The sequence below is a fragment of the Catellatospora sp. KI3 genome (assembly GCF_029948125.1).
Taxonomy (GTDB): domain Bacteria; phylum Actinomycetota; class Actinomycetes; order Mycobacteriales; family Micromonosporaceae; genus Catellatospora.
Map to the genome: position 1 here is coordinate 62,838 of NZ_JASAMB010000017.1, position 25,746 is coordinate 88,583.

23 protein-coding genes and 1 tRNA gene are annotated in these 25,746 nt (G+C 72.1%); 15 read left to right on the top strand and 9 right to left on the bottom strand.

Translation table 11 applies throughout. The features are described 5' to 3' along the window. Positions 1–41 precede the first annotated feature (41 nt). The 4 genes from QEZ54_RS24745 to QEZ54_RS24760 form a co-directional block, all read right to left on the bottom strand. Complete coding sequence (locus QEZ54_RS24745) at positions 42–1,280, bottom strand: sialidase family protein (RefSeq protein ID WP_281307102.1); 1,239 nt, start codon at positions 1,278–1,280, stop codon at positions 42–44. Continuing rightward, entirely contained in the window at positions 1,261–1,794 is a 534-nt protein-coding gene (locus QEZ54_RS24750; protein WP_281307103.1) for a sigma-70 family RNA polymerase sigma factor, read from the bottom strand. Before QEZ54_RS24750 ends, QEZ54_RS24745 begins: the two co-directional genes overlap by 20 nt. A gap of 86 nt (positions 1,795–1,880) precedes the next feature. Then, positions 1,881–3,074, bottom strand: coding sequence for a HAMP domain-containing sensor histidine kinase (locus QEZ54_RS24755; RefSeq protein ID WP_281307104.1), 1,194 nt, complete (start codon positions 3,072–3,074; stop codon positions 1,881–1,883). Further along, complete coding sequence (locus QEZ54_RS24760; protein ID WP_281307105.1) at positions 3,071–3,727, bottom strand: response regulator transcription factor; 657 nt, start codon at positions 3,725–3,727, stop codon at positions 3,071–3,073. Before QEZ54_RS24760 ends, QEZ54_RS24755 begins: the two co-directional genes overlap by 4 nt. 169 nt (positions 3,728–3,896) lie before the next feature. On the opposite strand from QEZ54_RS24760, the gene QEZ54_RS24765 reads away from it, so the two are divergent. The 4 genes from QEZ54_RS24765 to QEZ54_RS24780 are packed head-to-tail and all read left to right on the top strand — an operon-like array spanning position 3,897 to position 7,424. Further along, positions 3,897–4,439: a hypothetical protein gene (locus QEZ54_RS24765; RefSeq protein WP_281307106.1), complete on the top strand. Its 543-nt coding sequence runs from the start codon at positions 3,897–3,899 to the stop codon at positions 4,437–4,439. Beyond that, entirely contained in the window at positions 4,436–5,530 is a 1,095-nt protein-coding gene (locus QEZ54_RS24770) for a peptidoglycan-binding domain-containing protein (protein ID WP_281307107.1), read from the top strand. Before QEZ54_RS24765 ends, QEZ54_RS24770 begins: the two co-directional genes overlap by 4 nt. Next, complete coding sequence (locus QEZ54_RS24775; protein ID WP_281307108.1) at positions 5,527–6,195, top strand: ABC transporter ATP-binding protein; 669 nt, start codon at positions 5,527–5,529, stop codon at positions 6,193–6,195. Before QEZ54_RS24770 ends, QEZ54_RS24775 begins: the two co-directional genes overlap by 4 nt. Then, positions 6,192–7,424, top strand: coding sequence for an ABC transporter permease (locus QEZ54_RS24780; protein WP_281307109.1), 1,233 nt, complete (start codon positions 6,192–6,194; stop codon positions 7,422–7,424). Before QEZ54_RS24775 ends, QEZ54_RS24780 begins: the two co-directional genes overlap by 4 nt. A 330-nt stretch (positions 7,425–7,754) precedes the next feature. On the opposite strand, the gene QEZ54_RS24785 is transcribed toward QEZ54_RS24780, so the two are convergent. Then, positions 7,755–7,840: transfer RNA gene (locus QEZ54_RS24785), tRNA-Leu, on the bottom strand. 308 nt (positions 7,841–8,148) lie between these two features. Between QEZ54_RS24785 and QEZ54_RS24790 the strand changes: the two genes are divergently transcribed. The 7 genes from QEZ54_RS24790 to pknB all read left to right on the top strand — a co-directional run bounded on the left by QEZ54_RS24790 (position 8,149) and on the right by pknB (position 16,670). Beyond that, positions 8,149–8,901, top strand: coding sequence for a DUF3662 and FHA domain-containing protein (locus tag QEZ54_RS24790; protein ID WP_348650566.1), 753 nt, complete (start codon positions 8,149–8,151; stop codon positions 8,899–8,901). A 5-nt stretch (positions 8,902–8,906) separates the two neighbouring features. Beyond that, entirely contained in the window at positions 8,907–9,395 is a 489-nt protein-coding gene (locus tag QEZ54_RS24795; protein ID WP_217399371.1) for an FHA domain-containing protein, read from the top strand. Continuing rightward, the gene (locus tag QEZ54_RS24800) at positions 9,392–10,747 is read left to right on the top strand and encodes a BofC C-terminal domain-containing protein (RefSeq protein ID WP_281307110.1); all 1,356 of its coding nucleotides are present in this window, start codon (positions 9,392–9,394) and stop codon (positions 10,745–10,747) included. Before QEZ54_RS24795 ends, QEZ54_RS24800 begins: the two co-directional genes overlap by 4 nt. A gap of 145 nt (positions 10,748–10,892) precedes the next feature. Continuing rightward, positions 10,893–12,212 (top strand): FtsW/RodA/SpoVE family cell cycle protein, encoded by a 1,320-nt coding sequence (locus tag QEZ54_RS24805; RefSeq protein ID WP_348650568.1) that lies wholly within the window; start codon positions 10,893–10,895, stop codon positions 12,210–12,212. Continuing rightward, a complete protein-coding gene (locus tag QEZ54_RS24810; RefSeq protein ID WP_281307111.1) occupies positions 12,209–13,717 on the top strand; it encodes a penicillin-binding transpeptidase domain-containing protein in 1,509 nt (502 codons plus the stop codon). Before QEZ54_RS24805 ends, QEZ54_RS24810 begins: the two co-directional genes overlap by 4 nt. After that, positions 13,717–14,970, top strand: a complete 1,254-nt coding sequence (locus tag QEZ54_RS24815; protein ID WP_281307112.1) for a serine/threonine protein kinase — start codon at positions 13,717–13,719, stop codon at positions 14,968–14,970. Before QEZ54_RS24810 ends, QEZ54_RS24815 begins: the two co-directional genes overlap by 1 nt. After that, positions 14,967–16,670, top strand: coding sequence for a Stk1 family PASTA domain-containing Ser/Thr kinase (gene pknB, locus QEZ54_RS24820; protein WP_281307113.1), 1,704 nt, complete (start codon positions 14,967–14,969; stop codon positions 16,668–16,670). The genes QEZ54_RS24815 and pknB overlap by 4 nt, the downstream gene beginning before the upstream one ends. Before the next feature lie 60 nt (positions 16,671–16,730). On the opposite strand, the gene QEZ54_RS24825 is transcribed toward pknB, so the two are convergent. Genes QEZ54_RS24825 through QEZ54_RS24840 form a run of 4 tightly spaced genes read right to left on the bottom strand, consistent with a single transcriptional unit; the run spans position 16,731 to position 19,646 of the window. After that, complete coding sequence (locus tag QEZ54_RS24825) at positions 16,731–17,375, bottom strand: aminodeoxychorismate/anthranilate synthase component II (RefSeq protein WP_281307114.1); 645 nt, start codon at positions 17,373–17,375, stop codon at positions 16,731–16,733. Positions 17,376–17,380: 5 nt separating this feature from the next. Further along, on the bottom strand, positions 17,381–17,656 hold the full coding sequence (locus QEZ54_RS24830; RefSeq protein ID WP_281307229.1) for a hypothetical protein: 276 nt from the start codon (positions 17,654–17,656) through the stop codon (positions 17,381–17,383). Next, on the bottom strand, positions 17,656–18,822 hold the full coding sequence (locus QEZ54_RS24835; RefSeq protein ID WP_281307115.1) for a class E sortase: 1,167 nt from the start codon (positions 18,820–18,822) through the stop codon (positions 17,656–17,658). Before QEZ54_RS24835 ends, QEZ54_RS24830 begins: the two co-directional genes overlap by 1 nt. Positions 18,823–18,833: 11 nt before the next feature. Next, on the bottom strand, positions 18,834–19,646 hold the full coding sequence (locus QEZ54_RS24840; protein ID WP_281307116.1) for a DUF881 domain-containing protein: 813 nt from the start codon (positions 19,644–19,646) through the stop codon (positions 18,834–18,836). A 117-nt stretch (positions 19,647–19,763) separates the two neighbouring features. Here QEZ54_RS24840 and QEZ54_RS24845 point away from each other — a divergent pair, with 117 nt between their 5' ends. From QEZ54_RS24845 to QEZ54_RS24860, 4 genes are all read left to right on the top strand, one after another. Next, on the top strand, positions 19,764–20,027 hold the full coding sequence (locus QEZ54_RS24845) for a cell division protein CrgA (RefSeq protein ID WP_281307117.1): 264 nt from the start codon (positions 19,764–19,766) through the stop codon (positions 20,025–20,027). Between the two features lie 188 nt (positions 20,028–20,215). After that, entirely contained in the window at positions 20,216–22,354 is a 2,139-nt protein-coding gene (locus QEZ54_RS24850) for a (Fe-S)-binding protein (RefSeq protein WP_281307118.1), read from the top strand. Positions 22,355–23,316: 962 nt separating this feature from the next. Next, a complete protein-coding gene (locus tag QEZ54_RS24855; RefSeq protein ID WP_281307220.1) occupies positions 23,317–24,606 on the top strand; it encodes a hemolysin family protein in 1,290 nt (429 codons plus the stop codon). Beyond that, complete coding sequence (locus QEZ54_RS24860) at positions 24,603–25,616, top strand: hemolysin family protein (protein ID WP_281307119.1); 1,014 nt, start codon at positions 24,603–24,605, stop codon at positions 25,614–25,616. Before QEZ54_RS24855 ends, QEZ54_RS24860 begins: the two co-directional genes overlap by 4 nt. The last annotated feature ends 130 nt before the right edge of the window (positions 25,617–25,746 follow it).

Sequence of the window (25,746 nt, forward strand, 5' to 3'; positions counted from 1 at the left end):
GCAGCGTGATGATCGTGCTGCGTGAGGGTGGGGGCGCGGCGTCAGTACAGCTTGATCCACTCGCGGGCCGGCCCGGCGCCGGGGCTCAGCCACAGCTCGGAGCCGTACGCGAACAGGGTCCCGTCCGGCAGCTGGTCGATGTCGGTGAAGCCTGGCAGGCCGGGCACCTCGGTGAGCACACCGCGCTCGGTCAGGTACCAGGTGCGCCGGGTGTCGCTCAGGACCAGGCCGCCCCGCGCGCCCAGGGAGCGCACCAGGTGCGGGTCCTGCCCGTCAAGGCCGAGGTGGACGCGGCGCCAGTCGCCGTTCTCCAGGTGGAGGACCGCGCCGGGGTCGGCGACCAGCCAGACGTCGCGGCCGTCGGGGGAGAGCACCAGGTCGGGCAGGCTCCCGGCCACCGTGCTGTACACCTCGGGCAGCCACCGCCAGGACCGGGCGCCGTCCTCGCTGACCTGGACTCGGATCCTGCCGCCGGGGGCCGTCTGCGAGACCACCCAGAGCCTGCCGTCGCCGCCCCGGTGCACGATGGGCGCCCCGGTCGTGGGGCCGCGCAGTTCGGGCTGCACCGGGACCGGGCCCGACCCGAGCCGCACCAGCTCCATCGTGGCGCAGTTCAGGCCGTTGGTCTCCTCGTCGAAGCCGGCAGCCCCCGGGCAGCGCACCGCGTAGCCTTCCCGGCCGTCGCGCCGGGACTGCGCCAGCTGCGCCTGCGGCGGCGGCTGGTCCGGCGGGTACGACGCGAAGTGCGCCCCGCCGTCGGTGGTGAGCAGGAAGCCCTCGCCGCTCACCCGCAGGACCATCGTCTGCCCGTCCAGGGGGTACATGCCGATCCCCTTGCCGGCCAGGTCGGGGGTGGCCGCCCGCCGCCAGGTGCGGCCACCGTCGCCGGTGACGGCCAGCGCCACCGGGCAGGGCAGCCGGCCCTCGCAGCGGTCGACCACGGCCCAGCCGTGCTCGGCGTCGGTGAAGACCACCCCGGGCGCGGAGCTGCTCTCGAACCCGGGCACCCGGATCGGCCGGGTCGGGTGGGCCGGTGACGGCGTCACGACGGTGGCCGGGGTCGGGCCGAGCGCCGGTGCCCTACCGCCCCCGCCCGACACCCCCGCCAGCAGGACAGGAGTGGCCACCACCAGCAGGGCGAGCGCCCCGAGGCCGCCGCGGCGGGTGCGGCGTCGGCGGCGTACCGCGTGCTCGACCAGCTCCAGCCCGGCGGGCCGGAAGGTGCCCGCGGCCGCGGTCTCGAACTCGGCGAACGTCTCCTCAACGAGCGGCTCGGACACGGCTGTTCTCCTCTCGGGGGTCGGTGAGCGAGACGGCGAGCGCGGCGCGGCCCCGCGACAGCCAGGACCGCACCGTGCCCTCGGCGACGCCCTCCTGCTCGGCGATCTCGGCGGTGGTCAGGTGGCCGAGGTGGTGCAGCACGACCGCGCGGCGCTGGCGCGCCGGCAGCGCGGCGAGCGCGCGGACCAGGGCGACCCGGTCTGGTCCGGGGCCGGGCGAGTGCTCCTCGCGCTGGCGGGACAGGTGGCGAAGGGCGGTCAGCCGGCGGCGCAGCCGGCTGGTGGCGAGGTTCCAGGCGACCCGGCGCACCCAGGCGGCGGGGTCGTCGTACGCGCTGATCCGCCGCCATCGGTCCAGCGCGCGGCAGAACGCCTCCTGGGTCAGGTCCTGCGCCTCGGCGTGGTCGCCGAGGTACGCGTAGAGCTGTGTCGCGAGGCGCTGGAAGTGGCTGCGGTAGAGGTCCGCGAACGCCGGGTCGCCGCGTGGGGCGGCGGGTGGCGCGGGTGGTGGCATGCTCTGCTCCCCCGAAGGTCGGCCGCCGGGGTGGCGGCTCCCCACTGACACGCCCTGCCGTCGGGGGATGTTGCAGCCGTTTTCGGTCAGCCCCGGGGGAGGGCTACGGTCACGGTGAGGCCGCCGCCTTCGCGCGGCACGGCCACCACCTCGCCGCCGTGCGCCCTGGTAATCGCGGCGACGATGGACAGGCCCAGCCCCGCGCCCTGGCCGGTGACCCGGTCGCGGCCGAGCCGCCGGAACGGCTCGAAGATCACCGGGATCTCGTACCGGGGCACCACCGGCCCGGTGTTGGCCACGGTCAGCTCGCGGCGGCCGTCGGGCAGCGTCCGGCTGGACACCCGCACCCAGCCCCCGGCCGCGTTGTGCCGGATGCCGTTGTCGACCAGGTTCTGCACCAGCCGCTCCAGCAGCACCGGGTCCCCGTCGAGCTCGGCCTCGGCGGCCTCGGCGCGCACCTGGACCTCGGCGGCGGCCGCCTCGCCCGCGGACTGGGCCACCACGTGCTCCACCACGTCGGCGAGGTCCACCGGCGACCGGTCGGCCAGCTCGTTCTCGGAGCGGGCGAGCAGCAGCAGCCCGTTGATGAGCCGCTCGTGCCGGGTGTTGATCTCCAGCAGCGTCTCGCCCAGCCGCTTCACGTCGTCGCCGGCGGTACGCCGGTGCATGGCCAGCTCGACCAGTGACCGGTTCAGCGTCAGCGGCGTACGCAGCTCGTGCGAGGCGTTGGCGACGAACCTCCGCTGCCCGTCGAAGGCCTGGTCGAGCCGGGCCAGCATGGCGTCGAAGGTGTCGGCCAGCTCGCGGAGCTCGTCGCGCGGTCCGGTCAGCGCGATGCGCTCGTGCAGCCCGCGGTCGGCGGCCGGGGCGGTGCCGATGCGGCGGGCCGTCTCGGTGATGCGGTGCAGCGGCGACAGCAGCCGCCCGGCGATCACCCAGCCCATGGCGATCGAGAACGCGCCGACCACCGCCAGCGCCACCGCGCCCTGGGTCAGCAGCGACGCCCGGGTGGCCTTGCGCAGGTCGTCGGCCTGCGTGCTGAGGTACAGCATGGTGTCGGGGCTGCCCTGGATCAGCAGCCGCTGCTCGCGGCGCCCGGCGACGCCCGCGATCTTGGCCGGGTCGGGCAGCTCGAACGAGAACGGCTGCAGCAGCCTCTGGTCCAGCAGGAAGTAGGTCACCGCCAGCAGGGCCAGGCCGGCGACCAGGAACAGCGCGCCGTAGACGAGGGTGAGCCGGGCCCGGATGGTCAGCCGCCCCGGCGCGAACATCTTGATCATGGAATCTGGTACCCCACTCCGGCCACGGTGTGCACGACGGCAGGCTCGCCCAGCTTGCGGCGCAGCTTGAGGACGGTCAGCCGCACCGCCGAGGTGAACGGGTCGGCGTGCTCGTCCCACACCTTCTCCAGCAGCACCTCCGCCGGGACCACCGCCCCGTCGGCCCGCAGCAGCTCGGCGAGCAGGCCGAACTCCTTGCGCGACAGCGGCACGTACCGGCCGTCGCGGAACACCTCGCGGCGGGCCGGGTCGAGCCGGATGCCCGCCCGCTGCAGCGTCGGCGCGGCGGCGGCCCGGCTGCGGCGCCCCAGCGCGTGCACCCGCGCGGCCAGCTCGGGGAAGGCGAACGGCTTGGACAGGTAGTCGTCGGCGCCCAGCGACAGCCCGGCCACCCGGTCGCCGATCTCGGCGGCGGCCGTCAGCATCAGCACCCGCGCGATCGACTCCGACCCGACCAGCGCCCGGCACACGTCGTCGCCGTGCACCCGGGGCAGGTCCCGGTCCAGCAGCACCACGTCGTAGTCGTTGACCGCGATCCGCTGCAGCGCCGCGTCGCCGTCGTAGGCCACGTCGACGGCGTGCGCGTCGTCGCGCAGCCACTCGGCGATGGCGTCGGCGAGCAGCGCCTCGTCCTCGACCACGAGCACCCGCATCTCCGGTTCCCCTCCCGCATCGCCGTCTTCCGCCCGCCAATAGTCGCCCGACGTGCTGTTTCCTCGCTGTTAGCCCTGGTGGAAACGGTCGCGAAACCGAACCGGGCGAAGAGTGCGGAGCGGGCCGCGGCGCTGTGCCGACGGCCGGTCCGCACGAGGGAGACACCTGATGACCACGAAACGGCGGTGGGGCGCGCTGCTCGCGCTGCCCCTGGCGGGCACGCTGGCTTTGGCCGGGTGCGCGCAGACGCCCGAGGAGGACGGCATCGCCTCGGTCGGCGGCGGCACGGCCACCGCCACGCCGAGCACCGCGCCGAGCCTGAGCCGCCAGGAGAAGGGGCTCAAGTTCGCCCAGTGCATGCGCGAGCACGGCATCGACATGCCCGACCCGGACCCCGACGGCCGGATCACCGTCAAGGGCGGTCCGGGCGACCGGGACAGGATGGAGGCCGCGAACAAGGCGTGCGAGCAGTACGCCCCGTTCGGCGACCGCGGCGGCCCCGGGCCGGACCCGCAGCTGGCCGAGAACATGCGCAAGTTCGCCCAGTGCATGCGCGACAACGGGGTGCCGGACTTCCCGGACCCCGACGGCGGCCGCATGATGATCGACCAGTCCGTGGGCAGCGACCCCGACTTCCCCGCCGCGCAGAAGAAGTGCGAGGCCGAGTTCCTGCCCGGCATCGTCAAGGGCGGCCCGGGGAGCGGATCGTGACCGACCCGCAGATCCCGCCCGGTCGCCGGCGGCGCCGCCGCTCCGGCCGCACGGTCGCGCTGGCAGCGGGCGCGGTGGTCGCGCTCGGCGCCGCGGTCGCGGCCGCCACCGGATTCGGGGGTACGCCGCAGCGCCCGGCCGCCACCGGGGCGCTGCCCCCGGCCACCGCCCCGGTCACCCGCCAGACGCTGCTGGACACGCAGACCGCCGACGGCGAACTCGGCTACGGCACCACCAGCACGCTGGTCGGCCGCCTGCGGGGCACGGTGACCCGGCTGCCCGAGGCGGGCGCGGTGCTGCGCCGCGGCCAGGCCGTCTACCGCCTCGACGACACGCCGGTGGTGCTGCTGTACGGCACCGTCCCGGCGTACCGGCCGCTGCGGCCGGGGACCGAGGGCGCCGACGTGCGCCAGCTGGAGCAGAACCTGCGGGCGCTCGGGTACACCGGGTTCACGGTCGACGACACCTACAACGCGGCGACCGCCTCGGCCGTACGCAGGTGGCAGGAGAAGCTCGGGCTGCCCGAGACGGGCGTGGTCGAGCTGGGCCGGGTGGTGTTCGCGCCGGGCGAGATCCGGGTGGACAGCCTCAGCGCCGAGGTCGGCGAGCCCGCCGGGCAGGCGGTGCTGGCGTACACGGGCACCACCAGGGTGGTCGTCGTGCAGCTCGACGTGGCCGACGAGCGGCTGGCCCGCAAGGGCGCGGCGGTGACGGTGGAGCTGCCGGGCGGGGCGACGGTCGCCGGGAAGATCAGCAGGTCGTACACCGTGATCGAGGCGGGTGACGGCACGCCGGGCTCCTCGGCCGAGACGAGGATCGAGATGGTGGTGGCACCGACCGACCAGAAGGCGCTGGGCACCCTGACCCAGGCCGCGGTCGACGTGGTCTTCACCGCCTCGCAGCGCGAGAACGTGCTCACCGTGCCGGTCGCGGCGCTGGTGGCACTGCGCGAGGGCGGCTACGGCGTCGAGGTCGTCGAGGGCTCGGCCAGCCGGTACGTCGCCGTCGAGGCGGGGCTGTTCTCCGACGGCCGGGTCGAGGTCAGCGGCGACGGGCTGCGCGAGGGCATGAGCGTGGGGATCCCCCGATGATCGTGCTGGAGGACGTGCGCAAGACGTACCCGGGCGGGGTCACCGCGCTGGACGGGGTGTGCCTGACCGTCGCGCCCGGGGAGCTGGCCGCGATCGTGGGCCCGTCCGGCTCCGGCAAGTCGACCATGCTGCACGTGGTCGGCACCCTGGACCGGCCCAGCGCGGGCCGGGTCGCCGTCGACGGGTACGACGTGGCCGGCCTGTCCGACCGGGGACTGTCCGCCCTGCGGGCCGCCCGCATCGGCTTCGTGTTCCAGCAGTTCCACCTGGCCGCGGGCGTACCGGCGCTGGACAACGTCGCCGACGGGCTGCTGTACCGCGGCGTCGCCCGGACCGAGCGCCGCCGCCGGGCCGCGGCGGCCCTGGCCCGCGTCGGCCTGTCCCACCGGCTCGACCACGAACCGCACGAGCTGTCCGGCGGCGAGCGCCAGCGCGTCGCCATCGCCCGCGCGGTCGTCGGCGACCCGCCGCTGCTGCTGGCCGACGAGCCCACCGGCAACCTGGACTCCGCCTCCGGCGCCGGGGTGATGGAGCTGCTGCACGACCTGCACCGCGGCGGTACCACCGTGGTGATCATCACGCACGACCGCGAGATCGCCGCCGGGCTGCCCCGGCAGGTGCACATGCGCGACGGTCGGATAGTGGCCGACGAGGTGACGCCATGACGACCTGGACCAGCCTCGACCCGGGCATCCGCCCCCGACTCGCGCCGGCCCGGCTCGGGCCCGGCGACGTGCTGCGGGTCGGCGGCGTCGGGCTGCGCACCCGGCCGGTACGGGCGTTCCTGTCCGCGCTCGGCATCGCCATCGGCATCGCCGCGATGACCGCCGTGGTGGGCATCTCCTCCTCGTCCCGGGCCGAACTCGACCGCACCCTGGCCGCGCTCGGCACCAACCTGCTCACCGTCGCCCCCGGACGCACCATGTTCGGCGAGGACGCGCACCTGCCCGAGGAGTCGGTGCCGATGATCGGCCGGATCGGCCCGGTCGAGCGGGTGTCGGCGGTCGGCAAGGTCTCCGACGTGAAGCTCTACCGGTCCGACCTGATCCCGAAGGTGCAGACCAACGGCCTGTCCGTGTACGCCGCCCGCACCGACCTGCCCGCCGTGGTCGGCGCCGACCTGCGCAGCGGCACCTGGCTCAACGAGGCCACCGCGGGCTACCCGGCCACGGTCCTCGGGGCCACCGCCGCGCAGCGGCTCGGCATCGGCCACGCCTCGCCCGACACGCGCGTGTTCCTCGGCGGAGAGTGGTTCACCGTGGTCGGCATCCTCGACCCGGTCGCGCTCGCGCCCGAACTCGACGCGGCGGCGCTGGTCGGCTGGGCCGCGGCCGAGCAGCGGCTCGGCTTCGACCGGTACCCGACCGTCGTCTACACCCGGGTCCGGGAGAGCGCCGTCGAGGCGGTACGCGGCGTGCTCGCCGCCACCGCCAACCCGCAGGCCCCGAACGAGGTGGACGTGTCCCGCCCGTCCGACGCGCTGGCGGCCCGGCAGGCCGCCGACCAGGCCTTCACCGGCCTGCTGCTGGGGCTGGGGGCGGTCGCGCTGCTGGTCGGCGGGGTCGGTGTGGCCAACACCATGGTCATCTCGGTGCTGGAGCGCCGGGCCGAGATCGGGCTGCGGCGCTCGCTGGGGGCGACACGCGGACACGTCCGGGTGCAGTTCCTGTCCGAGTCGCTGCTGCTGTCGGCGCTCGGCGGCGGGGGCGGGGTGCTGCTGGGCATCGCGGTGACCGGCGGGTACGCGGCGTACCAGCGGTGGCCGACGGTGGTGCCGGCCTGGGCGATGCTCGGCGGGGTGGGGGCGACGCTGGTGATCGGGGCGCTGGCCGGCCTGTACCCGGCCGTCCGCGCCGCCCGCCTGTCCCCCACAGAGGCTCTCGCCACCCCCTGACCTGCCCAAACAATCTCACCCCGCCCCGCCCCGCCCCGCCCCCGCCCTTCCATAAACACTGGCCTATCCAGTGCACTTCTATAAACGCTGGCCTATCTAGAGGACGAATCGCGGAAATCTGTCCTCTAGATAGGCCAGCGTCGACGTCAAGCGGGGCGGGGCGGCGTTGCTTGATCACGAGTTGGTGTCGAAACGGCGGGTTTCTGGGGAGGGTTTGGACCCGAAACGCTGATCATGACGGCGGTCACTCGGCGCGGGGTGCGCGGCGCCGAGCCGACAATCGGGTGACCGACAAAAAGTGAGGGGCTCCTGTCGGAGCCCCTCACTTGCTGGTGGGGAAGGGGGGAGTTGAACCCCCACGCCCTTTCGGGCACACGGACCTGAACCGTGCGCGTCTGCCATTCCGCCACTTCCCCGGCAGACTTACTGGTAAAGCTGGTCTTACTCTTGCGGCCGGACCATTATGGCATGTCCCGGACACTCACCCGGAGTGACCTCCCGAAGCGTGCTGGCACAGCTTACGCTATGCCTGCTCCGCTTCGCCAACCGGTTACCCGGCGGGCGGTGCGGTCAGAACAGTAACACGACCACCTGGCCAAGTGTGAAATCGGAAGCGAGGATGGGTGGTCGGGCGGGCGTGGCGTCGGCAACGGCGAACGTATTGGGCGAAGACGCGGGAGTGGAGGGCAGATAACATCATGTCCTCGGAACCCGAGGAGGACCGGTGAGCGTGTTGCAACGCTTCGAGAAACGGCTGGAAGGCCTGGTAGAGGGCGCCTTTGCGAAGGTGTTCAAGGGGGTCGTCCACCCTGTGGAGATCCTGAACGCCATGCAGCGGGAGGCAGAGGCCCACAAGGCGATCCTGGTCGGTGGGCGCACGCTCGTGCCGAACCGCTATGTGATCGACCTCTCGCCTTACGACCACAGCCGGCTGGCGCCGTACGCGGCGGCGCTGGCGCAGGAGCTGGCGCAGTCGCAGGCCGAGTTCATCGGCGAGCAGGCCTGGACGGTGTACGGCGACGTCATCGTCGAGATCGAGCGCGGCGACGGCCTGGACACGGGCATGTTCCGGGTCTCGGCCGAGGTCTACACGGCCGACCAGGCCCCGCAGGCTACGTACGAGGCGCCCCCGGCGTACCCGTCGTACCAGCAGCAGGGTGGTGGCGCACCGCACGGCGGCGGCGCTCCCGGCACGCGCAACGTGCGGCTGGTGTCGGGTGACGGGCGGACGTTCCCGCTGGCGATCGGTTCGACCACGATCGGCCGCGGCGACCAGGCCAACCTGCGCCTGCCGGACGTCGGCATCTCGCGCCGGCACGCCCGCCTGGACTTCGACGGCGCCCAGGTGGTGCTGACGGACCTCGGCTCGACGAACGGCACGATGGTCAACGGCCAGCGGGTCTCGGCGGTCGCCCTCAATCCGGGCGACATGATCCAGATCGGCACCACGACCCTGACGTTCCGCGTGGACGGCTGATCGGCTTGCCCGAGATCGTTCTCACTGCCGCCAGGTTCGGATTCCTCGTCCTCCTGTGGATCTTCGTGTTCACGGTGGTCGGGGTGATCCGCCGCGACCTGTTCGCCGGCTCCCGTACGGGCCGGCTGGTGGCCGCTCCACGCGGGATCACCGGCACGGCGGCGGCGGGAGGTGCGCGCCCGGCCAAGGTCAAGAAGGGCCGGGCCGCGCACACGCTCGTGGTCACCGCCGGCTCGCTGGCCGGCACCAAGATCACGCTGGGCGAGGCTCCCATCACGATCGGCCGCGCCGAGGACTCCACGCTGGTCATCACCGACGACTACGCATCGGCGCGGCATGCCCGCCTGGTGCCGCGCGACGGCCAGTGGATGGTGGAGGACCTCGGCTCGACCAATGGCACCTACCTGGACCGCACCAAGGTGAGCGGACCTACTCCCGTACCCCTCGGCGTGCCGATTCGCATCGGCCGCACTTCCCTCGAATTACGGCCATGACAATCATCCTGCGTTACGCGGCTCGCAGCGACCGCGGTCTCATCCGGGACGGAAACCAAGACTCCGTCTACGCCGGACCGCGGCTGCTTGCCGTCGCGGACGGCATGGGTGGCATGGCCGCCGGCGACGTCGCCAGCAACATCGTCATCGGGGCCATGGCCCCGCTCGACGAGGACGTCCCCGGCGACGCGATCGTCGACTCGCTGCGGTCGGCGGTCAACCTGGCCAACCAGCAGCTGCGCGACACCGTGGAGGCCAACCCCCATCTGGAGGGTATGGGCACCACGCTGACCGCGATGCTGTTCACCGGCTCGAAGCTGGGGATGGCCCACATCGGCGACTCGCGGGCGTACATGCTCCGCGACGGCGAGTTCACCCAGATCACCAAGGACGACACGTACGTCCAGATGCTGGTGGACGAGGGCCGGATCAGCGCCGAGGAGGCGAGCAGCCACCCGCAGCGGTCGCTGCTCACCCGGGCCATGGACGGCCGCGACATCGAGCCGGAGTACTCGGTGCGCCCCGTGCTCAACGGGGACCGCTACCTGATCTGCTCCGACGGCCTGTCCGGCGTGGTGAGCGCGGAGACGATCGCCCAGTCCATGCGGGAGTACGTCGACCCGCAGGCCTGCGTCGAGCGCCTGATCGCCCTCGCCCTGCGCGGCGGCGGCCCGGACAACATCACCGTGATCATCGCTGACGCCACCGACGAGGACATCGTCGAGCAGGCGCCGGTGGTGGGCGGTGCGGCGGCCCGCGACCGCGGCAACAGCTCCGAGGGCCAGGTCGAGTCGACTCCGGCCGCGCGGGCCTCCGCCCTGACCGCCTCGCCGCGCCCGTCGGTGCCCGAGCCGCCGGCCTCGGCGGCCGAGCCGAGCCCGCGCGCCGCCCGGCACCCGGTCCGGACCACCCTGCTGGTCGTGGTGCTGCTGGGGCTGCTCGGCGGCGGACTGTGGATGGCTTGGCAGTACACCCAGACGCGCTTCTACATCGGCGCGACCTCGGACGGCCAGATCGCGATCTTCCGCGGCGTCCCGGGCCAGATCGCCGGGTTCGACCTGTCCGAGGTGCGCGAGGTCAGCCAGACCAGCCTCGACGATCTCACCGCGGTGGCCCAGGAGCAGGTGCGCAAGGGCATCCAGGCCGACGATGAGGCCGACGCCCGGGCCCGCCTGGACGACCTGATCCGCGACGACCCGTCGAACATGAACATCCTGCCCACCTGCCCACCGTCGGCGAGCCCGTCGCCGTCGCCCTCCGTCTCGGCGTCGGTGACCCCCGCGCCGACGGCCAGTGCCGCCACGCCCAACGAACCCGTGGTGCCCAGCCCGGTCCCGTGCCGGTCGAATTGAGCCTGAGGACACAGTGACCACCCCTCACACCGCTCCTCCCACGACCGCGCCCGAGTCCCCGGTCGAGACCGCGCCGCGCTTCCCGCGCCTGGACGCGGCGGCCGCCCGTGCCCGCCGCACCGAGCTGTGGCTGCTGCTGCTGGGCATGGCGCTGGTCGCCGCGTACCTGGCGATGGTCGAGGCGAACATGCTCGACCGGGTCACCATGGACTTCTGGTTCCCGGCCGGAGTGCTGACGGCGGTCTTCCTGGCCCTGCACGTGGTCATCCGCCTGCGCGCGCCGTACGCCGATCCGGTGCTGGTCCCGGCCGTGGCCCTGCTCAACGGCCTCGGCGTGGGCTTCCTGCGCCGGCTGGACCTGGGCCGGGCGAAGGCCTCGGCCCGCGCCGACCTGGCGGTCTTCGCCGGTGACGGCGGCAAGCAGCTGCTCTGGACGCTGATCGCGGTGACCGGGGCGGCCGTGCTGCTGTGGTTCGTCCGCGACCACCGCTCGATCTCGAAGTACGCGTTCACGCTGGGCCTGGGCGGCATCGTCCTGGTCATGCTGCCCGCGGTGCTGCCCGCCAGCATCTCCGAGGTCAACAACGCCAAGCTGTGGATCCGGTTCGGCGGCTTCTTCGCGATCCAGCCGGGTGAGTTCGCCAAGCTGGCCCTGCTGTCCTTCTTCGCGTACTACCTGGTGCGCAAGCGGGAGGTGCTGGCGCTGGCCAGCCGCCGCATCCTGGGCATCGACTTCCCGCGCGGGCGCGACCTGGGCCCGGTCATCGTGGTGTGGGCGATGAGTCTGCTCGTTCTCGTCTTCGAGAAGGACCTGGGCACCTCGCTGCTGTACTTCGGCATGTTCGTGGTGACGCTCTACGTCGCCACCGAGCGGGTCAGCTGGCTGATCATCGGTCTGCTGCTCTTCTTCGGCGGCGCCGTGCTGGCGTACGTGCTGGCCGGGATCGTGGGCGGCCCGTTCACCAACTTCGGGCAGCGCGTCGACATCTGGCTGGACCCCTTCGCCGACCCGTACGAGCGCGGCTACCAGCTGGTGCAGTCGCTGCTCGGCCTGGGCACCGGCGGCCTGTTCGGCACCGGCCCCGGCGCGGGCAACCCGCTGCAGGTGCCCGAGGTGCGCAACGACTTCATCTTCGCGGGCATGGGTGAGGAGATCGGCCTGTTCGGCCTCACCGCCCTGCTGGTCATGTACCTGCTCGTGGTCGAGCGCGGCATCCGCGCGGGCCTGGCGGTGCGCGACTCCTTCGGCAAGCTGCTCGCCGGCGGCCTGGCGTTCACGCTCGGCCTGCAGGTCTTCGTGATCATCGGAGGTATCAGCAAGCTGATCCCGCTGACGGGTCAGACCACGCCGTTCCTGTCCGCGGGCGGCTCGTCACTGATGGCCAACTGGTTGCTGGTGGCGCTCATCCTGCGCATCTCTGATGCGGCCCGTACCCCCGCCGTGACTGGAGGTGCCCGCCGGTGAACGCCCCTCTGCGTCGTGTCGGTGTCGTCGTGATGGTGCTGTTCGGCCTGCTCTTCGCCAACCTGAACTGGGTCCAGGCGTACAAGGGCAACGACTACCGGACCAGCCAGTACAACGGCCGCGTGCAGATCGACGAGTACGACCGCCAGCGCGGCTTCATCATGGCCGGCGCCAAGGAGGTCGCGCTCAGCAAGGAGACCGAGGACAACCTCAAGTACCTGCGCACCTACCCCAACGGGGCGGCGTACGCGCACGTGCTGGGGTTCAAGCCGGTCAACGGCCTGGCCACCGGGGTCGAGCAGATGGAGAACGACTTCCTCGCCGGCACCTCGGACAAGCTGTTCGCCGACCGGGTGCGGGACATGATCACCGGTGAGCACACCGCGGGCGGCAACGTGGTGCTGACGCTGTCGCGCACGGCGCAGGAGACGGCGTACAAGGAGCTGGTCAACAACCGCAACGGCGCGAAGGTGGGTGCGGTCGTCGCGCTCGACCCGACCAGCGGCGCGGTGCTGGCGATGGTCTCCATGCCGAGCTTCGACCCGAACCCGCTGGTGCAGCACAACACCGGCAAGGCCGCGACGGCGTACGACGCGCTCAACAGCCGGGCCGACAAGCCGCTGCTGAACCGGGCCACCCAGGAGCGCTGGCCCCCGGCCTCGACGTTCAAGGTGCTGGTCTCCGCGGCGGCGCTGGGCAACGGCGCGAACCCGGAGACGGTGGTGGACGCGGGCCCGACGTACCAGGCCCCCGGCACCTCGCACATCATCAAGAACTCGCACGCCGACGTGTGCCCCGATGACAAGATCACGCTGAAGCAGGCGCTGACCGTCTCGTGCAACACCGCGTTCGCGCGGCTGGGCGTCGAGCTGGGCGCGCAGCAGCTCACCGACACGGTGAAGGCGTTCGGCTTCTACGACGACGAGCTGCGGGTGGGCAACCTGTCGACGCTGGACAAGGCGCCGCGGGTGGCCGAGAGCGTGACCGGCCCGCTGACCACCTCGTCGGGCGGGGACGACAAGCCGACCATCGCCATCTCGTCCATCGGCCAGGCCGAGGTCAAGATGACGCCGATGCAGGGGGCGCTGATCGCCTCGTCGATCGCGAACGACTGCTCGCAGATGCGGCCGTACCTGGTCGACCAGCTGGTCGGGCCGGACCTGACCTCGAAGCTCTACGTGGCCTCGCCCAAGGAGCTCCGGCGGACCTGCAGCCCGACCGTCGCCGGTCAGCTGCGGGAGATGATGACCAGTGTCGTGGAGAACGGCACCGGCCGGAAGGCGCAGATCGACGACTACGTCGTCGGCGGCAAGACCGGTACGGCGGAGAACGACGAGGATGCGAAGTCGCACGGCTGGTTCATCGGATTCGCGATGAAGGACGGTCGGCCGGTCGCGGCGGTGGCGGTGTTCCTGGAGAATGCCGGCAAGGGTGGCAGCGGCGAGGCCGCTCGTATTGCGGGACAGGTCATGCGTGGTGTGATCGCGGACAAGGGTGGCAAGTGATGGTCTCCCCGGGCACGCTCCTTAGCGGCCGTTACCGCATCGACGAGCGGATCGCGTCGGGCGGCATGGGCGATGTGTGGCGCGGCACCGACACGGTGCTCGACCGCGAGGTCGCCATCAAGGTGATGCTGACGGCTCTGCTGGAGGAGCCGAACTTCGTCGAGCGCTTCAAGGCTGAGGCGCGCACGATGGCCACGGTCAACCACCCCGGCGTGGTCCGGGTGTACGACTTCGGCATGGACCAGGTCGCGTACCTGATCATGGAGTACATCGAGGGCGACCCGCTGGGCCGTACCCTCAACAAGTTCGGCCGGCTCACCGCGGCCCGCACGATGCTGCTGGTGGCGCAGGCCGCCGACGCGCTGCAGGCCGCGCACGAGAAGGGCATCGTGCACCGCGACGTCAAGCCGGGCAACCTGCTGGTACGCCCGAACGGCACGCTGGTGCTCACCGACTTCGGCATCGCCCGCTCGGCCGCGGCCGGGCAGCTCACCGCCACCGGCGCGGTGATGGGCACCGCCTCCTACCTGGCACCCGAGCAGGCCTCGGGGGTGGGCGCCTCGGCCTCCTCCGACATCTACTCCCTCGGCGTCGTGGCGTACCAGTGCCTCACCGGCAACCGCCCGTACGACGGCGACACCCCCATCGAGATCGCGATGAAGCACGTCAACGGCACCCCGCCGCCGCTGCCGAACGAGATCCCGCCGGTGGTGCGCCAGATCGTGCAGCGGGCGATGGCCAAGGAGCCGGCCAAGCGCTGGCCGTCCGCGGCCTCCTTCGCCGAGGCGGCCCGGCAGGCGGGCAACGCGCTCAACCAGAGCGGCCCCACGCTGCCGATGCAGCCCGTGGCGGCGACTCCGGTCGGGGCGCGCCCGGTCAGCCCCGGCGGCCGCCCGGTCAGCCCGGCCCAGCCCGCCGCCCCCGGCGGGTACCGGCCGGGGTCCGCGCAGGTCCCGCCGTCGGCCACGCCGAAATCACCCGCGCAGCGGCCGATCTCGTCGCCCCCTCCCGTCGTTGAGCGCAGTGGCGGGAAGACCGCTCTGATCGTCATCCTCGTGGTGCTGGGCATGCTGGGTGTGCTGGCCTGCGCCGGCTACCTCGGCTACAAGGCGAGGAAGGCGCAGAACCAGGGCAGCGGGTCGCGGGCTGGCTCCGCGTACTCGGAGCAGGTCACACTTTCAGCTGCGGGTTGGCTGAACCGAGCCGACCAGGTGAGCATGGACCAGATGATCGAAGGACGACGTACGCGATGAACGCGCAGGCGCGCCTGCTTGGCGGCAGGTACCAGGTCGGCGAGCTGCTCGGCTACGGCGGCATGGCGGAGGTGCACCGGGGCCGCGACCTGCGGCTCGGGCGCGACGTGGCGATCAAGATGCTGCGTACCGACCTGGCCCGGGACGCGACGTTCCAGATGCGCTTCCGGCGCGAGGCGCAGAACGCCGCCGCGCTGAACCACCCGGCCATCGTGGCCGTGTACGACACCGGCGAGGAGCGCGCGCCCACGGGCGAGGTGCTGCCCTACATCGTCATGGAGTTCGTGGCCGGGCACACCCTCAAGGAGGTGCTGGCCGCCGAGGGCCGGATGGTGCCGCGCCGCGCCCTGGAGATCACCGCGGACATCTGCGCGGCGCTGGACTTCAGCCACCGCCACGGCATCATCCACCGCGACATCAAGCCCGGCAACGTCATGTTCACACCGAACGCCCAGGTCAAGGTCATGGACTTCGGCATCGCGCGGGCGCTGGCCTCCGGCGCGACGACCATGACGCAGACCTCGGCCGTGATCGGCACCGCGCAGTACCTCTCCCCGGAGCAGGCGCGCGGCGAGCAGGTCGACGCCCGCTCGGACGTGTACGCGGCCGGCTGCGTGCTGTTCGAGCTGCTCTGCGGCCACCCGCCGTTCGTGGGCGACTCGCCGGTGGCGGTCGCCTACCAGCACGTACGGGAGGAGCCGCCCGCGCCGAGCCAGAGCAACCGCGACGTCACCCCGGACGTCGACGCGGTCGTGCTCAAGGCGCTGTCGAAGAACCCGGCCAACCGCTACCAGTCGGCCGGCGAGATGCGCGCCGACCTGCTGCGCGCCGCCGCGGGCCGCCCGGTGCTGGCGACCCCGGTGCTGCGCGAGGACCAGACGGTGCCGATGACGGCACCCGCGCGCACCGGCAACCGCAGCACGCCCCCGGCCCGGGTCGGCGACGCCCGCCGCCGCCGCGCCTCCGGCTGGGTCATCGCGACGCTGACCGCGCTGGGTGTGCTGGCCGTGGTGGCGCTGACCGCGGGGCTGATCCTGGCCAACCGGCCCAAGGAGGTGAACGTGCCCAACGTGGTCGGCAAGACCGAGGCGGAGGCGAAGGCACTGATCACCGGCCAGGGTCTGCGGTGGAACCTGAGCAACCCGGTCTCCAACTCGACCTGTGCCAAGGGCACCGTGGCGCAGCAGAGCCCGGAGCAGGGCCAGACGGTCCAGCAGAACGCCGAGGTCACGTTCAGCATCTGCGGCGGCAAGCCGACCACCACGGTGCCGGCCCTGGTGGGCCTCACCAAGGAGGACGCGATGCGGCAGCTGCAGAGCGCGAACCTGGTGGCGAACTTCCAGGAGGAGGCGAGCAGCCTGCCCGCCAACACCGTGACCAGGTCGGATCCGGCCACCGGGACGTCGCTGGAGGTCGACTCGACGGTCACCGTATACATCTCCAAGGGCGACCTGGTCCAGATCCCCAACGTGCTGGAGAAGCCGGTCGACCAGGCGGTCGCGGCCCTGGAGCTGGCCGGCTTCAAGCCGAGGACCGTCTACGCCACCACCACGGACGCCGGGCACGCGGGCACGGTGAAGAACCAGGACCCGGGCCCGGGCATCCTGAAGCCGAAGAACTCGACCGTCACGATCGTGGTGTGGAAGCTCGAGGAGGCGCCGCCGCCGAGCCCGTCGGCCTCCGCCTCGCCGCCCGCCTGACGGTCGTTCGACGCATGACGGCGCCCTTCCGCTCGGGAGGGCGCCGTTTCACATGACGGCTCAGTCCGCGAACGCGGCCAGCCGCCGCTGCTCCACCTCGTCGGCCAGCGCCGGGGCGAGGTCCAGGGCCCCGGGCAGGCCGCACGCGGCCAGCCAGTTCGCCAGCAGCAGGTGCCCGCCCTGGGTCAGCACCGCCTCCGGATGGAACTGCACCCCCTCGACGGCCAGCTCCCGGTGCCGCACCGCCATCACCACGCCGGATTCCGTCCGTGCGGTCACCTCGAGCTCCGGGGGCAGCGTCTGCTCGGCGACGGCCAGCGAGTGGTACCGGGTGGCGGTGAACGGGTCGGGCAGCCCCGCCAGCACCCCCGCGCCGCCGTGGCGCACCAGGGACGTCTTGCCGTGCAGGAGCTCGGGGGCGCGGACCACGGCACCGCCGAACGCCTGCCCGATGGCCTGGTGGCCCAGGCAGACGCCGAGGATCGGCAGCGTGCCGCCGTACGCCCGGATCAGGTCCAGGCAGATCCCGGCGTTGTCCGGGGTGCCCGGCCCAGGCGACAGCAGCACCGGGGCGTCCAGCTTGCCTACCTCGTCGAGGCTGATGCCGTCGTTGCGGCGGACCTCGCAGTCGGCCCCGAGCTGATCCAGGTACTGCACCAGGTTGTAGACGAACGAGTCGTAGTTGTCGATCACGAGCACGCGCATGGCGATCACCCGGCGGGCAGTACCGCGGTCGCCGACAGGTCCGGTGTCACGGTCGGCGTGCCGGACGGCGGGACGGCCGTGGGGCCCGGAGTCGGGTCCTCCACCTGCGAATATCCGCTGTCCGGGTCGCCGACCTGCACGTCGTCGAAGGGCAGCAGCGGCTCGGCCCAGGGAAAGACCACGTACCAGAGCAGGGCGCCGACGAGGCCGAGCAGCACCACCGTGCCGCCGAGCTTGCCGGGCAGGCCGAACGGGAGCCGGCGCCAGATCCACGCGTACATCAGGCGCCGCCTCCGAGCTCGGCGGGCTGGCCGTCGGCACGGGACTGCTCGGAGACGAGCGTGCCGTGGATGATCAGCCGCTGGTAGTTGTCGAACTTCGGGTTGCAGGTGGTGAGCGTGATCAGCTTGCCGGAGGTGAGGCCGGGCGGCGTCGGGCGCACCACCTCGACGGCGGTGGGCAGCACGATCCGCTGCTTGACGACCTCGTAGACGTACCACATGTCGGCGGTCTCCACGACGATGCGGTCGCCGGTCTGGATCTTGTCGAGGTCCCAGAACGTGGCCCGGTTGCGGTGGCCCGCCACCGAGAAGTTGCCCGGCTGGCCGGGCATGGCGCTGTTCGGGTAGTGGCCGGGGGCGTAGCGGATGTCCTTCTGGGTCACGCCCTGCACCACCACCCAGTGCTTCTTCAGCTTGGGCAGGTAGAGCCGCGCCACGGCCTTGCCCGCCGCGGGCGGGGCCAGCGGCTTCGGGCTCGGCGCGGCCGACGGGGCCACGGTGGGGTTGTCCCAGGCCAGGCCCTGCTCCAGCTCGCTCTGGTGGGCGTCGACGATGGCCGTCTTGCCCCACACCTCGTACGCCGCGAACAGCAGGATGACCAGGCCGAACGTGATCATCAGCTCGCCGGTGCCGCGCAGCGTCGACCGGATCACCGAGCCGACCGTGGTCCGGGTGTACTCCGAGTGGGCGCTGCGGTAGTTCTTCTCCCCGGCGCGGACCGCCTTGACCGGCACCTGCGGCTCGGCGCCCCAGCGCGGCCGCGGCGACGGCTTCGCGGGCGCCTCGTCCGGCGGGGGAGCGGGCGGCACCGCGCCCAGCAGGCCGGTCTCGTCGGTGGCCACGGCCCGGCCGGTGGCCGAGACCGGGGCGGGCCGGGCGATGCCCGAGCCGCCGATCCGGGGCAGCTGCGTGGTGGCGTCGGCGTCGACCGGCCGGGGCGGCGCCTGCTCCGTCGCCGAGGACCAGGACAGCGGCGTCTGCGGGCGTACGACCGGAAGCGCCGTCGTCGCGTCCGCCGGCACCACCGGCAGCACCGTCGTGGCGTCGCTGGGCACGATCGGCAGCACGCTGGTGATGCTCGCGTCGGCGGGCAGGGCGTCGGCCACCACGCGGGGGAACGTGGTGGTCTCGTCGTCCTGGGGGTCCGGGGCGCGGTGCCTGCTCATGTCTGTCTGCCTCAGCGCTGGTGCGGGACGGAGGCGTGCCGCAGCTCAACCGACCCCTGATATGGGGGCGCGACGATGTTCGTGTCGGTGCTGACGCTATAACCCAGACCGTAGTCCCGTACAGCGGCGCGGAACGCCTGCACGCCGGGGGCGGCGTCGAGCGCCGCGCGCAGCCGGGCCGGGTCGCCGATCGCGGAGATGACGAACTCGGGGGAGTAGCGGCGGCCGTCGAGCAGCAGCGTGTTGCCGACGCACTGGACGGCGGTGGTGGTGATGACCCGCTGTCCCATGATGGTCATGGCCTCGGCGCCGCCCGCCCAGAGGGCGTTGACGACGGCCTGCACGTCCTGCTGGTGCACCACGAGGTCGTCCTGGCTGGCCGCGTCCGGCGTCTGCGCGCTCTTGGGCGCGTCGTTGAGCCGCACCGTCAGCCCCGGCCCGTGCACCCCGGAGAGCCCGGCGGCGGGCAGGTACCCGGCGCCGCGGGCCTGCTGGTCGGTGATCGCCCCGTCGCCGCCCGCCTGCGTACGCGTGATCGCGTCGATCTCGTTGCGCAGCTCCTCGGCCCGGGTCTTGGCCCGGTCGGCCTCGGCCTGCCTCTTGTCGATCAGCTCGGAGAGCTCCACCCGCCGGTCCTCGCGCAGCACGAAGCCGTTGGAGGTGGTGGCGCTCAGCGTGAACAGCAGGCCGGCCAGCATCGCGATCAGCGGCACGCCGAGGGTCCAGCCGGTGCGCGCGTGCCCGGGGCGGCGGCCGGGCCGGAACGCGCGCAGGGCCCTGAACACGGCTTTTCGCCACGACGAGGTGCCAGATGTGTATTCCAACACTCCCCCTTCGTGCCAAACTGCGATGACCTGACTACGCTATCTGTCGAACATTATTCAGGCCCATGCCCAAGGTCACCCAGACCGGTGTGGGCAGGGCCCCTCCAGGAGACCAACGTGCCGAAGTCGCAGGTCCGCAAGAAGAAGATCTACACGCCGCCTACTGACGTGATGCCGACCGCGACTGCCGCGGAGAAGCGCCCGAGCCCGATCTGGCTGCCGATCACAGCGGTCTCACTGATCGTCTTCGGCATCGCGTGGCTGGTCATTTACTACCTGTCCAGCACCGAGTACCCGGTTCAGGGCTGGGGCTACTGGAACCTGGCCGTCGGCTTCGGCGCCATGGTGACCGCCCTCGGCCTGCTGTCCAAGTGGCGCTGACGCACCGACGGACGTCCATCCGCTGAACCCCGCCCCGCTCGCCCGCAACAGGCGAGCGGGGCGCGGCTGGTTGTGCCCACCCTCACATTACTGAACGGTAACTAGGGCGTAGGCTCTGCTTGGTCGGACAGTGTCGGATAGACGTTTGGTTGAACAGGGCTGATACCGGGGCGCAGGGAGGCGTGGGTATGGGCGTGGTGCAGATCGTCAGCACGGTCTTGGCGGTCGCGGTGACCGCGCTCGCCGTCGTGCTGGTCGTGCGTGCGGTCAAGCAGATACTGGCCGTGATCAGGCTGGGTCAGCCCGACCCGACGCGCTCGAACGACCGGGGCACGCGCACGGTGACGATGCTGCGCGAGACCTTCGGCCACACGAAGATGCTGACGTGGACCTGGGTGGGCGCCGCCCACTGGTTCGTGATGATCGGCTTCATCGTGCTGTCGCTGCTGGTCGCGGGCGCCTACGTCGAGGTCGTCAACCCGGAGTGGGAGCTGCCGCTGATCGGCGGCTGGGCGCCGTTCCTGTTCGTGACCGAGTGGCTGGGCATCCTCGGCATCGCCTCGATCCTTACCCTGATCGGCATCCGCCTGGCGAACCTGCCCTCGCGCAAGTCCCGGTCGCGGTTCGCGGGCTCCACCATGTGGCAGGCCTACTTCGTCGAGTACGTGATCCTCGCGGTGCTGGTCCTGGGCTTCCTGATCCGGGGCTTCAAGGACGCCAACGGCTGGTTCCACGCCCCCGCCTGGGCCACCCCGCTCACCCACGCCCTCGGCGCGGTGCTGCCCGCGTGGCCGAACGCGATCACGATCACCGCGCTGGTGAAGATCGGCGTGTCGATGGCCTGGGCCATCACCATCGGCCTGAACGTGACCATGGGTGTGGCCTGGCACCGGTTCCTGGCCTTCTTCAACATCTACTTCAAGCGCAACGCCGACGGCGCCCCCGCGCTGGGCGCGCTCAAGCCGATGACCTCCAACGGCGCCCCCATCGACCTGGAGGAGGCCGACCCGGAGAAGGACACCTTCGGCGTGTCCCAGGTCGAGCACTTCGGGTGGAAGGGCCTGCTGGACTTCTCGACCTGCACCGAGTGCGGCCGCTGCCAGTCGCAGTGCCCGGCCTGGAACACCGGCAAGCCGCTGTCGCCGAAGCTGGTCGTGCTGTCGCTGCGCGACCACGCCTACGCCAAGGCCCCGTACCTGCTCGCCGGTGGCGGCAAGGACCTGTCGGGCGAGGAGAAAGGCACCGCGGAGCAGCTCGCGGGCGTCAACGTCCTGGCCCTGGCCGAGGCCGAGCGGCCGCTGATCGGCGGCGCCGCCGAGCTCGGCGTCATCGACCCCGACGCGCTCTGGGCGTGCACCACCTGCGGGGCATGCGTGGAGCAGTGCCCGGTCGACATCGAGCACGTCGACCACATCGTCGACATGCGCCGGTACCAGGTCATGATCGAGTCGAGCTTCCCGGCCGAGGCCGGGGCGATGCTGCGCAACCTGGAGAACAAGGGCAACCCGTGGGGCGCCCCGCCCAACACCCGCGAGGACTGGACCAAGGGCCTGGACTTCGCCGTCCCGCGCGTCGGCGAGGCCGAGTCGTTCGAGTACCTGTTCTGGGTCGGCTGCGCCGGGGCGTTCGAGGACAAGGCCAAGAAGACCACCCGCGCGGTCGCGACGCTGCTCAACGAGGCCGGGGTGTCGTTCGCGATCCTCGGCAACAACGAGACCTGCACCGGCGACCCCGCCCGCCGCATCGGCAACGAGTTCGTCTACCAGATGCTCGCCCAGCAGAACGTCGAGACGATCAAAGAATCCGGCGCACTGAAGATCGTGGCGACCTGCCCGCACTGCTTCAACACCATCGGCAACGAGTACAAGGAGCTCGGGCTGGAGGTCGAGGTCGTGCACCATACCGAGCTGCTCGCGCACCTGGTCAAGACCGGCAAGCTCACCCCGGTGACGCCGGTCGAGGGCGGGCTGACCTACCACGACCCGTGCTACCTGGGCCGCCACAACCGGGTGTTCACCCCGCCGCGCGAGGTCCTCGGCGCCGCCCTGGGCGGCTCGTCGGCCCCCGCGATCCTGGAGATGGGCCGCCGCGAGGAGCGCTCCTTCTGCTGCGGCGCCGGCGGCGCCCGGATGTGGATGGAGGAGCGGATCGGCAAGCGCATCAACGTCGAGCGCACCGAGGAGGCCCTGGCCACCGGCGCCAAGACCATCGCGGTGGGCTGCCCGTTCTGCTCGACGATGATCACCGACGGCGTCCGGTCCAAGGGCCAGGAAGAAGTCGAGGTCATCGACGTCGCCACGGTCCTGCTCAAGTCCGTCAAGGGCTGACCCGACCGACCTCCCGACCGAGCCCACGAACCCGACAGGACCCACGGACCACTCGACACGGCCCACGGACCAGCCGGTAGAGCTCACCGATCAGCCGGGCCGGGCGCGGACACCATCCGCGCCCGGCCCGCCCTGTCACCGTCCCGCCCGGCCCGCCTTGTCACCCGGCCCGGCCCGCCGTGTCACCCGGCCCGGCCCGCCTTGTTACCCGGCCCGCCCGTCCGGCCCGGCGTCCGACCAGCTCGCCCGACCCGGTCACGCACCCGATCCGCGCCGACCTGCGCACGTCCCGATCCGCGCTGATCTGCGCACGTCCCGATCCGCGCTGATCTGCGCACGTCCCGATCCGCGCTGATCTGCGCACGTCCCGATCCGCGCTGATCTGCGCACGTCCCGATCTGCGCTGATCTGCGCACGTCCCGATCTGCGCTGATCTGCGCACGTCCCGACCCGCGCCGATCTGCGCACGCCCCGACCCGCGTCGCGTAGACGGACCCGAGATGGCGATCATGCCGCGCATACCCCTGGTGATCAGCTTCTACGGTCAGGAGGGGCGGTCTTGGGCCTGGTAAAGACCACAACACGCGATCATCGGTGGCTGATCCGCCATGATCTGCGCCAGCGGGCCGTTTCCGCGAGCACGCGCTCGCCACACGCCCGGTGCGACCGACCGAATGCGGCACCAAGCCGGGAATCGGACCGCAAGTGGCGATCACGCCGGGGTCCCGACGCCATGATCCGAAATCGTGGACGCTGGATGCTGCTATAGCGACATCCAGCGTCCACGATTCTGGATCACCCGGCCTGACGCCGACGGACCTGCGGTCGGATCTGGACCGGACGTGGCAGCCCGTAAGACGTGGCAGCCCGGTGGGTGGCGCGAGCAGTGTTTCCGATGATGTGTGTCGATCTGGCAGAATCGGGCGCGAGGTGATCTCGCCATCGACACGCTGTTGACGATCCTGCCCCTACTTCTGTTCGTGCTGCTGACCGCCGGCAACGCGTTTTTCGTGGCGGCCGAGTTCGCCCTCGTCACCGTCGACCGCGCCGACATCGACATCCGCGCCGACCGCGGCGACCGGGCCGCGCGCACCGTCCGCCGGGCGCTGCGCGAGCTGTCGTTCCAGCTGTCCGGCGCCCAGCTCGGCATCACGCTCACCGCGCTGCTCACCGGCTACCTGGCCGAGGACGCGCTGGCGAAGCTGCTGGCGCCGCTGAGCCTGTCGCCGGGCTGGAACCACGCCCTCGCGCTGGGCATCGCCACCCTGTTCTCGATGCTGTTCGGCGAGCTGGTGCCCAAGAACGCGGCGCTGTCGCGGCCGATGCCGCTGGCGCTGCGTACGGCGGGGCCGATGCGGGTGTTCTCGCGGACGCTCAAGCCGCTGATCCAGGCGCTCAACGGCTCGGCGAACTGGCTGGTCCGCCGGATGGGCATCGAGCCGCAGGAGGAGCTGGCCAGCGCCCGCTCGCCCGAGGAGCTGGGGCTGCTCGCGGCGATCTCCGCGCAGGCGGGCGCGCTGCCGGGGGACACCGCGCTGCTGCTGCAGCGTACGGTCAGGTTCGGCGACAAGCACGCGGCCGAGGCGATGACGCCGCGCATCGACGTGGTCGGCCTGTCGGCGGCGGCCACCGTCGCCGAGCTCTTCGAGGTGGTACGCGAGACCGGCCACAGCCGCTTCCCCGTCTACGAGCAGACCCTCGACACCGTCACCGGGGTCGTCTCGGTCAACGACGCGCTGGCCGTGCCGCTGCACCGCCGCGAGGCCACCTCGGTGGCCTCGGTGTCCCGGGAGCCCGTCCTGGTGCCCGGCTCGCTTGACCTGGACAAGGTGCTCGCCGCCCTGCGCGTGGGCCGGGCCGACCTCGCCATCGTGGTCGACGAGTACGGCGGCACCGACGGCGTGGTCACCATCGAGGACCTGGTCGAGGAGCTGGTCGGCGAGATCGCCGACGAGCACGACACCGCCGAGGAGGAGGAGTCGGGCTCGGTGGAGGTGACCGTCCCCGGCGGCGTCCGGACCTGGCTGGTCGACGGCATGCTGCGCGAGGACGAACTGGACGAGCAGACGGGCTTCCGCCTGCCCGAGGGCCCGTACGAGACGCTGGGCGGCTTCCTGATGGCCGAACTCGGCCGCATCCCGGCGATCGGCGACGCGGTCGAGGTGCACGGCTGGGAGTTCACCGTGGTGGAGATGGACCGGCACCGGGTGGAGCTGGTCCGGCTGGCCCAGCTGGCGGGGGACGACGAATGACCAACATCCTGATCACCATCGGCCTGCTGCTGGGCAACGCCTTCTTCGTCGGCGCGGAGTTCGCGCTGATCGCCTCCCGCCGTACCGTCATCGAGCCGAAGGCGCAGACCTCGCGCCCGGCGGCCTGGGCGCTGTCGGCGATGAACCAGATCCCGTTGATGATCGCGGGCGCCCAGCTCGGCATCACCATCTGCTCGCTGGCGCTGGGCGCGATCGCCGAGCCGGCCCTGGCGCACGTGATCCAGGCGCCGCTGCACGCGCTCGGTGTGCCCGCGGACCTGCTGCACCCGATCGCGTTCCTGCTCGGCCTGCTCATCGTGGTCTTCCTGCACACGGTGATCGGCGAGATGGTGCCGAAGAACATCACGCTGGCCGGGCCGGAGGCGAGCGTGCTCTGGCTGGGCCCGCCGATGCTGGCGTTCTGCCTGGCGACCAAGCCGCTGCTGCTGGCGATGAAGTGGGCGTCGCGGCAGGTGCTGCGGTTGTGGCGGATCCCGGCGGCCGACGCGGTGAAGACCGTGTTCACGGCCGAGGAGCTGGCGGGGCTGGTGGCGCAGGCGCGGACCGAGGGGCTGCTCGACCCGGAGCAGCACGCCCGGATCGCGGGGGCGCTGGCGCTGCACCAGCGTACCGCCGCCGACGCGCTGCGCCCGTGGTCGTCGGTGACCATCGTCACCGACGACACGTCTCCGGCGACGCTGGAGGTGCTGGCGACCCGCACCGGGCGGTCCCGGTTCCCGGTGGTGGCCCGCGGCACCCGGCGGGTGCTCGGGTTCGTGCACGTCAAGGACATCATCGGACTCGACGGGGCGGCCCGGCGCGAGCCGATCCCGCAGCGGCTGGTGCGCACCCTGGCGGTGGTGCCGCCGGAGCGCTCGCTGGCCGAGCTGCTGCTGGCGATGCGCCGGGAGCGGCGGCACATCGTGCTGGTCAGCGATGGTCCGGTGCCGGTCGGTGTGGTGACGCTCGACGACGTGCTGACCGCGATCATGGCGCCGGCGGTGGTCTGATCTGGTCTGACGCTGCGTGACATCGGCGCAGCTCAGCGAAGTTGTCCCATCGGCGGCTTGAAACCGGCTCACCTTGTTTCCTAGGGTTGGTGACCGACTGCCGCGTACGCCTGGTTGTTACCCCCTGCAA